This is a genomic window from Ruegeria sp. ABV3_008 (assembly GCF_056161185.1).
In genome coordinates, this window is the sequence record NZ_JBSWYP010000002.1 from 39,499 (window position 1) to 50,878 (window position 11,380).

Sequence of the window (11,380 nt, forward strand, 5' to 3'; positions counted from 1 at the left end):
GAAGGATTGTGAAGAAGCAGATGTCATAAGGCTCTTGGTGCTTGTGATAAGAATATGCTTGGATTTCGGGAGACTATAAGCAGGCTTGAATTTGGCGATCAACCCGGCCAAAGACGCATCATAGAAAAGAAGGAGATTAAGGTGACTGCAGCGGACCTCCATCCTATGGCCACGGGACATATCCCAAAATATGTCGTTGCAGCCGATGGGAGCGATTATCTCTTTTCGGCGATGGTCGTGTTTTTTGTCGTTCTGGTTGTGTTGATTGGTGTTGGATATCTGACGCTGCATTCGGTGCCCGAGAAAATGGCGCATGAGAACAATCACCCTCAGTTCCAGTTGGTAGGAATTCTGGCGTTGTTGGCGCTGTTTACGCATAACGGCATTTTCTGGATCGCAGCCGTTCTGGTTGCCGGGTTCCAATTCCCCGATTTTGCGACCCCGATGCGAAACATAGCGGATGCCATTCGCTCACTTGGACAGTCTCTTGCGCCTCAGGCACCTGCTGAACCGACCCCTCCGGCACCACAAACCTCTACGACGTCGGAGCAGTAAGTCATGATCGAAACGATGCTCTGCGCCCTGATTACGGTGCTGCCGGATTTCCTGTTCCGACGCTTTGTCCAAGGCAAGCGGATCGGGCATGAGATCACCCTTTTCACCATGTGGTACGAGCTGCGCTGGGGCTTGACCACCTGTGCCATTCTGGCGCTTTCCGTGATCACCACGCTTTTCTACTTTCATCCCGCCTCCAGCACGGCGGCCTCGTATTTCCGGACGGTCACGATCCTGCCGCAACTGGGCGGGCGGGTGTCTGAGGTCTATGTCAGCAACAACGATACGGTGACCGCGGGCCAGCCGATTTTCCGGATCGAGGATTTCACCCAGCAGGCGCAGGTTCAGGCCGCCCATGCACAGATTGCGCAGGTTCAGGCTTCATTGAAAGTGGCCGAGACGGATCTGGCGCAGGCGGATGCCGGGATCGCTGGTGCGCGCGCCGCCTTGGCACAATCTGTCGAAGACCTAGAGCGCAACACCACGCTGCGCGACGAAGGCTCCAGCGCGGTGCGTCTGGCCGAGATTGAGCGGTTGGAGAATCTGGTGGCTGAACGCGAAGCGCAGGTCACCGCCGCCCAGTCGCAGCGCGCTGCCGTGGTGCAGCAGATCGAGGAGCTTATCCCAGCCCAACTGGCCAGCGCAAATGCGCAGCTGGACGCAGCCCTGACCGAGCTGGACAAGACCGTAATCAGCGCGGGCGTTACCGGTCGGATCGAACAGTTCGGCCTGCAGGTTGGTGACTATGTCAGCCCGCTTTTGCGCCCGGCGGGTATTCTGGTGCCTTCGCACTCGGGCCATGACCGGTTTCAGGCTGCGTTCAACCAGATGTCTGCTCAGGTCATCAAACCTGGAATGATTGGAGAACTGGGTTGCATGACCAAACCCTTCACCGTGATCCCGATGGTTGTGGTCGAGGTGCAGGACGTCATCCCCTCGGGCCAGATCCGACCCACGGACGAACTGCGGGACGTCCAGCACAACAAAGTGCCCGGCTCAATTCTGGTGTATATGGAGCCGCTGTATAAGGGCATGGCGGATGACATCCCTCCGGGCAGCAACTGTCTGGCCAATGTCTATACCGACAACCACCACAAGCTAGAGGATGAAAGCCTCGGCTTTTGGAACAAGGCGTTCCTGCATGTGGTCGACACGATCGGTGTGGTTCATGCGGCTGGTCTGCGGTTGCGTCTGATCCTGATGCCGGTGAATACGCTGGTGCTGACCGGGCACTGAAGGTTCAAGCCTTGATCTGGGCAATGTAGCCCCAACAAAAAAGGCCCGCTAAATGCGGGCCTTTGGTTTTTTGATACGTCCTGCAGCTTATTGCGGGATCTCGCCTTCCAGACCTTCGATGTAGAAGTTCATACCTGCCAGCGTGCCGTCATCCGCGACCTCACCTTCGGCCAGCCAGTCGCTGCCGTCCTGCTTTTTGATCGGGCCGGTGAAGGGGTGGTATTCACCTGCGGCCATCGCTGCTTTCAGCGCCAGAGCCTCTTCTTTGACATCTGCGGGAACCGCGTCTGAGATCTCGCCGATTGCGACCATGCCTTCGCGGATACCGTCCCATGTGTTGGCGCTTTCCCACGTGCCGTCCATGACAGCCTTGGTCCGTGCGATGTAGTAGGGCGCCCAGTCATCGATGATCGAAGATACGCGCGGGAACGGGGCGTACTCGCTCATGTCCGAGGCCTGACCGAAGGTCACGACATTGCCAGCCTCCTGCGCAGCCGCTTGAGGCGCGGTCGAGTCGGTGTGCTGCAGGATCACGTCCGCGCCCTGTTCGATCAAAACAGTGGCAGCGTCAGCTTCTTTCGCGGGATCGAACCAAGTGTAAGCCCAAACGATCTTGAACTCGACATCCGGGTTCACCTTCTTGGCGTGCAGATAGGCCGAGTTGATGCCACGGATAACCTCAGGGATCGGATAGGACCCGATATAGCCGATGATGTTCGACTTGGTCATCTTACCCGCGATATGGCCCTGAACGGCACGACCTTCATAGAAACGGGCCGAGTAGACCGCGACGTTGTCGGCGGTTTTGTAGCCGGTGGCGTGCTCGAATTTCACATTCGGGAATTTCTTCGCCACGTTGATGGTCGGATCCATATAGCCGAACGAGGTGGTGAAGATCAGGTCAGCGCCTTCCAGCGCCATTTGCGTCATGACGCGCTCGGCATCCGGGCCTTCGGGAACGGATTCGACAAAGACGGTTTCAACCTTGTCGCCGAACTCTTCCTCAACGGCCAGGCGTCCTTTGTTGTGTTCATAGGTCCAGCCGCCGTCGCCCACCGGGCCGACATAGACGAAGCCAACCTTGGTTTTGTCGTCGGCGGCCATGGCCCCCGAGGCCAGACCCAGCGCCATGGCGGCGCTTGCCAGAAGTGTCGTGAATTTCATGTGTTACTCCCCAAGTTGGTTCAGTTGGCCCCTAGTGCGAGGCGTGGAAAATCCGGCCCAGTGAGGCAGGTGCGCTGCTCTTGTCGGCCGAAAGGATCACAAGCACAAGGATCGTGATGATGTAGGGCGACATTGCCAGATACTCGACAGGAATGGCAACGCCCGCTGCCTGCAAATTAAGCTGCAAGACAGTGATGCCGCCAAACAAATAGGCACCAAGCAAGGCGCGCCATGGCTTCCAGCTGGCGAACACCACCAGCGCCAGAGCGATCCAGCCGACACCGGCGGTCATGCCCTCGGTCCACTGAGGGACACGGATCAGGCTGATATAGGCGCCGCCCAGCCCGGCACATGCCCCGCCAAACAGGATCGCCATGATGCGGATCTTGATGACTTTGTAGCCCAACGCATGCGCTGCATCGTGGTTTTCACCCACCGCGCGCAGGATCAGACCGACCCGCGTGTATTTCAGCGTCGCCCAGACACCCGTCGTCAAAGCAATGCCGACATAGAGGATCGGGTCATGTTGGAAAAAGATCGGCCCGATGACGGGGATATCGCTGATCAGGGGGATATGAATATCCCCCATGCTCGGCGGTTTGACGCCCACATAGCTTTGGCCCAGAAGTGCACTGAACCCAAGGCCGAATAGAGTCAGCGCAAGGCCACTCGCCACCTGATTGGCCAAGGCGACCTGCGTCAGCAGTACGAACAGCAGAGACAGCACTGCCCCGCCAATAGCTGATGCGATAAAGCCCAGCCAGGGCGAGCCTGTCTCCACCGAAATCGCAAAGCCGCTGATTGCGCCGACGATCATCATACCCTCGACACCGAGGTTCAGAACGCCTGCTTTTTCGACGACCAACTCTCCGATCGCGGCCAGCAGCAGGGGGGTTGCAGCCACCATCAGCGAGGCGACCAAAAGGACGGGATTGATTTCACCAAGGTCCATTATGCCACCTCGCTACGGGCCGCACGGATGCGGTAGTTTGTCAGAAGATCGAATGCCAGCAGGAAGAACAGGAGCATCCCCTGGAACACCTGAATGGCAGCGGCAGGCAGGCCGAGCTGAGACTGCGCGATTTCACCGCCGATATAGGTCAGCGCCATCAAGCCACCGGCCAGCAGGATACCCACCGGGTGCAGACGGCCAAGGAAGGCCACAATGATCGCTGTGAAACCGTAACCTACGTTAAAGTCGATGCTGACCACACCCGAAGGACCGGAGACTTCGAACATCCCCGCCAGACCGGCCAGAGCGCCGGACAGGCCCAGACAAAACAGGATCAGACGGGCAGGATTCACACCAGCAAACTTTGCAGCACGCGGAGCTTCACCAGTCAAACGGATGTGAAAGCCCAGCATGTGCCGGTTCAAAAGGACATAGGAAAAGATCACTGCGATCAGGGCTGTCACGACACCCCAGTGCATGCCCGATCCGGCAATCAGTTCGGCGTTGTGCGCACTGTCATAGGATTGCAGGTTACGCGAACCGGGAAAGCCAAACCCTTCAGGGTTCTTCAACAGGCCCAGCGACACCGAGGCCAGCATTTGCTCGGCCACGTAAACCAGCATCAGCGAGACAAGGATTTCGTTGGTGCCAAAGCGCACCTTCAGAAAGGCCGGGATCATCGCCCAAAGCCATCCTCCGAACGCGCCCGCGATCACCATGATCGGAAAGATGTAGAATGCGTCCATAGGGTAAAAGGCCAAGCCGGCCCCAGCCCCAAAGATGGCCCCCATGATGTACTGCCCTTCGGCCCCGATATTCCAAATGCCGGCGCGGAAGCCCAACGCCAGACCGATCGCAATCAGCACCAATGGCGCGCCTTTCACCAGCAGTTGTGGGCGGTAATAAAATGCGAACTCGCCGAACAGGGGCTCCCAAAAGATGGTGCCGATGGCTTCAATCGGGTTCTTGCCCAGAATGGCGAACAGGATGCCGCCAAAGACCATCGTGGCAATCACCGCCACCACGGGGGTCGCATAGGACCACGCTTTCGACGGTTGCGGCCGTTTCTCCAACACAATCATGTACTTATTCCCCGCCCGTCTTCGTCTTTTTCCAATACTCTCGCCGTAGGCGACGCGATAGATCACACATGCGCCACCTCCATGCCATGGGCACCGCCCATCATCAGGCCGATCTCATCAACGGTCAGGCCTGTTGTCTCCCGAGGCGCGCTCAACCGCCCTTCGTTCAGGGCCGCAAAACTGTCTGAGATCTCCATCAACTCGTCCAAGTCCTGACTGATGCAGATCACCGCTGTTCCCTTGGCCGCCAGATCCAGAATGGCCTGCCGGATCGACGCAGCCGCCGCCGCATCCACACCCCATGTCGGTTGGTTCACCACCAGCACCTCAGGGTTCTGCAAGACTTCCCGACCAATCACGAATTTCTGCAGGTTCCCGCCTGACAGCGACCGTGCCGCGTTTTCAGGGCCGGGCGTTCTGACGTCAAACGCGCTGATGATCTTTTCAGCGAAGCTTTTGGTTTCGGACCATTTGAGGAACCCTTTGTTCTCCAAACCTTCGCGCACCGACCCGGTCAGCAGAGCATTCTCGGTCAAGCTCATATCCGGCGCAGCGGCATGGCCCAAACGCTCCTCAGGCGCGGTCAGCACACCCAGTTTCCGGCGGGCGGTCGGGCCGAGTTTGCCGATCTGCTGACCATTGAATTTGATCGCATCGGCAGGGGTTTGAATCTCACCGGACAGCACGCCCAGCAACTCATCCTGACCGTTGCCAGCGACACCGCCGATGCCAAGAACCTCACCCTTGCGGACCGTCATATGGACGTTCTTCAGCGCCGTTCCAAACTCCGAAGGTGATGGCACCGACAGACCGCTGACATCCAACGCAACCTCGCCGAACTCACGACCTGAGCGTTCCGGCGTTTGCAACGTTGATCCCACCATCATTTCGGCCATATCGCGTGCGGACGTCTCGGCCGGAATGCACTCGCCGACATTCTTGCCCAGGCGCAGGATCGTGGCGTGGTCACACAGCGTGCGAATTTCTTCGAGTTTATGCGAGATATAGAGGATCGAGGTGCCCTCAGACCGCAATTTGTTCAGCGTCTCGAACAGGATTTCGACCTCTTGCGGGGTCAGCACGCTGGTTGGTTCGTCCATGATCAGCAGCTTGGGGTCTTGCAGTAGGCAGCGGATGATCTCGACGCGCTGACGCTCTCCCGCAGACAGATCGCCGACCGTGCGGTACGGGTCCAAAGGCAAGCCGTAGGTCTCGGACACTTCGCGAATCCGCGAGGCCAGATCGCCCATCGGCGGTGGGTTTTCCATCCCCAACGCAATATTCTCAGCCACGTTCAGCGCGTCGAACAGTGAGAAGTGCTGGAACACCATCGCAATCCCATCCGCCCGAGCCGCGCGGGGTTCCGCTGGGGCAAAGGGTTGGTCGCGCAACATCATGGTGCCGCTGTCCGGCTTCACCAGCCCATAGATCATCTTGACCAGCGTGGATTTCCCTGCGCCGTTTTCGCCCAACAGCGCATGTACTTCGCCTTCGCCGATGTCGAACGACACCTGATCATTGGCCACGACGCCGGGATAGGCCTTGGTCAGCCCTTGCAGGCTTAAGAGTGGAGTGGTCACGCGCTCAGGTCCTTCTTCAACTCAGTCTGTTGGGCCGGACGCAGAAGCTGCGCGGCGACGCCAACGGCGATCATTTGCGGGTGTTTGCCCAGAGCGGGATCGCCGATTGGACAGTTGATCCGGCTGATCTGTTCAGGCGAATGCCCAAGAGCTGCCAACCGCGACCGGAATCGCGCCCATTTCGTAGCCGAGCCGATCAGCCCCGCAAAGCGGAAATCATGCGAAAGCAGCCGGTTGCACATCTCTAAATCCAAATTGTGTGAATAAGTCAGCACAAGATGCTCGGCATTGGGCGGTGCATGGCGAACCAGCTCGGCCGGTTTGGCCGCTGGAACTGTGGTGACACCTGCTGGGACCGAGGCCGGGAAGCGTTCGGGTCCTGTGTCGACCCAGGTGATCGCGATGTCGGGCAGGGGAGACAGCACGTCCACCAGTGCTCGGCCTACATGGCCAGCACCCCAGATCCACAGGTTTCGGGTTGGCATGTGGACCGGCTCAACCATCCAGCCGTCGATCATCTGCGGTTCGGGGGCAATCCCCTGACCGCGCGCAGTTGCCAGCAACCGTTTCACGGACAGAGGCATTTCGTCTTCCGAAGCGGATCGCGCTATGATCGTGTCTTCGAGAGCTTCAAGCGCCTTTTGATCAAAAACCTCGCTGAAGAGTGAAACTGCACCGCCGCAGCACTGGCCCATGTCTGGGCCAAGCGCGTGATGGGTTAGACGGTTTGGGAGGGATTGGGACCGTGCAGCTTCGGTGGCCTGAAACTCCAACGTGCCACCGCCGATCGTTCCGCTCTGGCCACCCGGCCAGACCAACATCGCGGCGCCAACCTCGCGTGGGGACGAGCCCTTGATCGCAGCGATGACCACACGAGTCACCTGTCCGTGGGTTTTGACCGCCTCCCTCAAAGCCTCCAGATCAAATCCCATCAGATGCCTCCCTTCATCCGCTGAACGCCGCGCCAGACTTCCTCGGCCGTGGCAGGAGCATCCAGCGCCGGATAGCTGTCGCCACAGGCTGCGACCGCGTTCGACAGGGCCAGCCATGCCGATATGCCCAACATGAAGGGCGGCTCACCCACCGCTTTCGAGCGATAGATCGTATTCTCTCGGTTCTCGCCATCCCAAAGCGCGACGTTAAAGATATCAGGCCGGTCCGAGCAGGCGGGGATTTTATAGGTCGAGGGAGCGTGTGTTCGCAGGTTGCCCTTGCCATCCCAAACCAGTTCCTCGGTCGTCAGCCACCCTGCACCTTGCACATAGCCGCCTTCGACCTGTCCGATATCGAGCGCCGGGTTCAGTGATGCGCCTGCGTCATGCAGAATGTCGGTGCGCAGAATGCGGTTTTCGCCGGTCAGCGTGTCTACGGCCACCTCGGTTACCGAGGCCCCATAAGCGAAGTAAAAGAATGGACGCCCCCGGCCAGCGATCCGGTCCCATTCGATCTTGGGCGTTTTGTAGAAACCGGTTGCCGACAGGCTGATGCGCCCCTGATAGGCCAAAGCGGCGGCCTCAGAGAAGGTGTAGCGTTCCGCACCGACCGAGACGTGACCGTCCGAGAAAGTAACTGTCGACGGGTCGGCCTGATGACGCTCGGCCAGATAATCGGCCATGCGGTCGCTGATCGTGTCGCAGGCGGCTTTCACGGCCATCCCGTTCAGATCACTGCCAGAAGACGCCGCCGTGGCCGAGGTATTGGGCACTTTGGCCGTATCGGTTGCGGTGATCTTCACCATCTCCAACGGAATGCCAAAGCGCGACGCAGCGACCTGTGCGACTTTCTGGAACAGGCCCTGTCCCATCTCGGTGCCGCCATGGTTCAGATGGACCGAGCCGTCCTGATACACATGCACCAACGCACCTGCTTGATTGAGGTGGGTTAGTGTGAAGGAAATCCCGAACTTGACCGGAGAGAACGCAATGCCCTTCTTGATCACACTGTTCTCGATGTTCCATTTTTCGATGGCTTCCTTGCGTGTGGCATAGTCGCTGGATATCAGCAGAGCTTTGGTGATGCCATGCAGTTCGAAGTCGCTGACATCCATCCCGTAAGGCGTGGTGTTGCCACCTGCGGGTAGGGGGCGCACGGGCGCATCGCCAATCGCCACTGCGCCCCGACTGGTCAGGTCTTCATGCGGGTCAGGGTGGCCCAGCGGTTTCTCTGCCGGTGCAGCCTCAGCAACCTTGTGGGCGGGTTCATAATAGTTCCGACGGCGCAGCTCGACCGGGTCCAGACCCAGCGAATGCGCGGCGTGGTCCATCACGCGTTCGATGCCGACCATGCCCTGAGGGCCCCCGAAACCGCGATAAGCGGTGGCGGATTGGGTGTTCGTTTTGAGCCGGTGGCTCTCGATCCGCGCATTTGGCAGCAGGTAGGCATTGTCCGAATGCAGCATCGCGCGGTCGGCGACAGGCAAAGACAAGTCCTGCGCCCAGCCGCAAATCGCGTAGTGTAGGAACGAGACGCCTTGTATGTGGCCGTTCTCATCAAACCCGGCTTTGTAGGAGATGCGGAACGCGTGGCGTTTGCCGGTGATGATCATGTCTTCGTCGCGGTCATAGCGCATCTTGCAGGCCTTGCCGGTTGCGCGCGCCGCTACGGCGCAGGCCACGGCCAAAGCGTTGCCCTGGCTTTCCTTGCCGCCGAACCCGCCGCCCATCCGGCGTGTCTCAACCCGGACCGCGTGCATGGGAACGCCCAGCGCATCGGCCACCTTGTGCTGGATTTCGGTCGGGTGCTGGGTGGAGCTGTGGACCAGCATATCCGCGCCTTCATTAGGCACGGCAAGCGCCGCCTGACCTTCGAGGTAGAAATGTTCCTGCCCGCCAAGCTCGAAACTTCCTTCGATGATATGGGCCGCATTCGCTATTGCGGCGTCGGCGTTGCCCTTGGCGTAGATGCGGGGGCCATCCTCGAACCGGCTGTCGACGGCCAGAGCGTCTTCGATGGTCAGGATCGGGGTGTCTTCGGTATAGTCGATCTTGCCCAACCGCGCGGCCTTGCGGGCGGCGAGATGGCTGGTGGCGACGACCAGAAACACGGGCTGACCGATATAGTGAACCGTGCCATCCGACAGCAATGGTTCATCATGTATCGACGGAGAGACATCGTTGGCAAAGGGTAGATCCTCGGCCGTCATCACTTGCACGACGCCATCCGCAGCTTTCACCGCCGACAGGTCCATCGTGGTAATTGTGCCTTTGGCTATCGGGCTCAGACCAAAGGCCAGATGGAGGGTGCCCTTTGGTGTCGGGATATCATCCACATAGCGTGCGGCGCCGGCCACATGCAGCGGTGCCGCGTCATGGGGAAGGGGTTTGGTCACGCTCATGCTGTCACCTTCAGCACGTTTGTCACTCCGCCCTGATCTTCCAGGAAATACCGTTCCAGCATCGCTTTGGCGGTCTCCAGCCGATAGGTTGCCGAGGCGCGCATGTCCGTGAGTGGTGAATAATCCTCGGCAAAACCGGGCAGCGCGGCGTCAATCACCTCGCGCGTCCAGGGTTTGCCGATCAGTGCGGCCTCGACATGGGTTGCCCGTTTCGGAGTACCAGCCATGCCACCAAACGCAATGCGCGCTGCGGAGACGGTGCCCTCTGAGACGGTGATATTGAAACACCCGCACACGGCCGAGATATCCTGATCGAACCGTTTGCTGAGTTTGTAAGCCTTCAGTCGATCCGCTTGACGGGGGAAACTGACGGCCTCAACAAATTCACCGGGCGCGCGGTCTTGTTTGCCGTAGTCGATGAAGAACTCTTCCAAAGGAAGGGACCGGCGGGTGTCGCCTTTGCGAAGGTACAGAGTTGCACCCAAAGCGATCAGCGCAGGCGGGTTGTCCCCGATGGGCGAGCCATTGGCGATATTGCCGCCCACGGTCGCCGCGTGGCGCACCTGGACGCTGGCATAGCGGCGGATCATTTCGGCGTAGGATGGGTGGAGGTCGGCGAGAGCCTCGCCCATCCGGTTCATGTCGACCATGGCTCCGAAGCGGATTTCGTCATCGGTGATTGTGATCTCCTTGAGGTCTTCGCAGCCGTTGAGGAAGATCACCGGGTCAAGCTCTCGCAATTGTTTGGTGACCCAGAGGCCGACATCGGTAGCACCAGCGATGAGTGTCGCGTCGGGGTGCTGGGCATAGACTTCCGCCAATTCGTCGGATGAGGTGGGGAGGAAGGGGGGCTCTGCCCCCCGGCCTGCGGCCTCCCCCCGAGGTATTTTTGAACAAGAGAAGGACTGGTCGTCAGTGATCCATTGCGGGACGGGATGTGGTTCGGCGGCTTTCGCGGCGCGGATGATCGGGGCGTAGCCGGTGCAGCGGCACAGATTGCCGGCCAGTTGGGTGTCGTGGTCGGTTGCGCCATTTGCGTGACTGGCAACCATCGACATCACGAAGCCGGGGGTGCAGAAGCCGCATTGCGAGCCGTGTAGATCAACCATCGCGCTCTGGACCGGATGAGGTTCATCGTTTGGGCCGCTTGCGCCCTCGACGGTGCGGACGGCTTTGCCGTGCAGTTGGGGCAAGAACAGGATGCATGCGTTCAATGCCTTGGCGCTGCCCTCGTCGGTGACCATCACGGTGCAGGCGCCGCAATCGCCCTCGTTGCAGCCTTCTTTCGTGCCGGTCAGGCCACGCTCCTCGCGCAGCCAGTCCAGCAGGGTGACCGTCGGACTGACATCCGACAGCTGCACTGTCTCTCCGTTCAGAAGAAACGTGATGTCCATTCGTGAAACCCGTCGCCTTACCCGGTTGCGCCCTTTGGGCCCTCCTTCGATGCGACGTAGAAAGAGTGGCGGGCGAAGTGCTT

General features: G+C 59.7%; 9 protein-coding genes. 2 read left to right on the top strand and 7 right to left on the bottom strand.

Annotation, left to right across the window (positions count from 1 at the left end; genetic code table 11):
- Positions 1-141 precede the first annotated feature (141 nt).
- On the top strand, positions 142-555 hold the full coding sequence (locus ACXAH8_RS04295; RefSeq protein WP_425085084.1) for a hypothetical protein: 414 nt from the start codon (positions 142-144) through the stop codon (positions 553-555).
- A 3-nt stretch (positions 556-558) separates the two neighbouring features.
- Positions 559-1,791, top strand: coding sequence for an HlyD family secretion protein (locus ACXAH8_RS04300; RefSeq protein ID WP_170374469.1), 1,233 nt, complete (start codon positions 559-561; stop codon positions 1,789-1,791).
- An 87-nt stretch (positions 1,792-1,878) separates the two neighbouring features.
- Here ACXAH8_RS04300 and ACXAH8_RS04305 read toward each other — a convergent pair whose 3' ends face one another.
- The 7 genes from ACXAH8_RS04305 to xdhA all read right to left on the bottom strand — a co-directional run bounded on the left by ACXAH8_RS04305 (position 1,879) and on the right by xdhA (position 11,297).
- Positions 1,879-2,955: a BMP family ABC transporter substrate-binding protein gene (locus ACXAH8_RS04305; RefSeq protein ID WP_170374472.1), complete on the bottom strand. Its 1,077-nt coding sequence runs from the start codon at positions 2,953-2,955 to the stop codon at positions 1,879-1,881.
- A 31-nt stretch (positions 2,956-2,986) separates the two neighbouring features.
- Positions 2,987-3,907 (bottom strand): ABC transporter permease, encoded by a 921-nt coding sequence (locus tag ACXAH8_RS04310; RefSeq protein ID WP_475216355.1) that lies wholly within the window; start codon positions 3,905-3,907, stop codon positions 2,987-2,989.
- On the bottom strand, positions 3,907-4,989 hold the full coding sequence (locus tag ACXAH8_RS04315; protein ID WP_475216357.1) for an ABC transporter permease: 1,083 nt from the start codon (positions 4,987-4,989) through the stop codon (positions 3,907-3,909). Before ACXAH8_RS04315 ends, ACXAH8_RS04310 begins: the two co-directional genes overlap by 1 nt.
- 62 nt (positions 4,990-5,051) lie before the next feature.
- Positions 5,052-6,569: an ABC transporter ATP-binding protein gene (locus ACXAH8_RS04320; protein ID WP_170680276.1), complete on the bottom strand. Its 1,518-nt coding sequence runs from the start codon at positions 6,567-6,569 to the stop codon at positions 5,052-5,054.
- The gene (gene xdhC, locus ACXAH8_RS04325; RefSeq protein ID WP_475216359.1) at positions 6,566-7,501 is read right to left on the bottom strand and encodes a xanthine dehydrogenase accessory protein XdhC; all 936 of its coding nucleotides are present in this window, start codon (positions 7,499-7,501) and stop codon (positions 6,566-6,568) included. Before xdhC ends, ACXAH8_RS04320 begins: the two co-directional genes overlap by 4 nt.
- On the bottom strand, positions 7,501-9,903 hold the full coding sequence (xdhB, locus tag ACXAH8_RS04330; RefSeq protein WP_475216361.1) for a xanthine dehydrogenase molybdopterin binding subunit: 2,403 nt from the start codon (positions 9,901-9,903) through the stop codon (positions 7,501-7,503). Before xdhB ends, xdhC begins: the two co-directional genes overlap by 1 nt.
- Positions 9,900-11,297 (bottom strand): xanthine dehydrogenase small subunit, encoded by a 1,398-nt coding sequence (gene xdhA / locus ACXAH8_RS04335; protein WP_475216363.1) that lies wholly within the window; start codon positions 11,295-11,297, stop codon positions 9,900-9,902. Before xdhA ends, xdhB begins: the two co-directional genes overlap by 4 nt.
- Positions 11,298-11,380 lie beyond the last annotated feature (83 nt).

Excerpts from the sequence above, each read along its gene's own strand:
- ACXAH8_RS04315 (WP_475216357.1), bottom strand. The coding sequence starts at position 4,989 with ATGATTGTGTTGGAGAAACGGCCGCAACCGTCGAAAGCGTGGTCCTAT.
- ACXAH8_RS04310 (WP_475216355.1), bottom strand. The coding sequence starts at position 3,907 with ATGGACCTTGGTGAAATCAATCCCGTCCTTTTGGTCGCCTCGCTGATG.
- ACXAH8_RS04305 (WP_170374472.1), bottom strand. The coding sequence starts at position 2,955 with ATGAAATTCACGACACTTCTGGCAAGCGCCGCCATGGCGCTGGGTCTG.
- xdhB (WP_475216361.1), bottom strand. The coding sequence starts at position 9,903 with ATGAGCGTGACCAAACCCCTTCCCCATGACGCGGCACCGCTGCATGTG.
- xdhC (WP_475216359.1), bottom strand. The coding sequence starts at position 7,501 with ATGGGATTTGATCTGGAGGCTTTGAGGGAGGCGGTCAAAACCCACGGA.
- ACXAH8_RS04300 (WP_170374469.1), top strand. The coding sequence starts at position 559 with ATGATCGAAACGATGCTCTGCGCCCTGATTACGGTGCTGCCGGATTTC.
- xdhA (WP_475216363.1), bottom strand. The coding sequence starts at position 11,297 with ATGGACATCACGTTTCTTCTGAACGGAGAGACAGTGCAGCTGTCGGAT.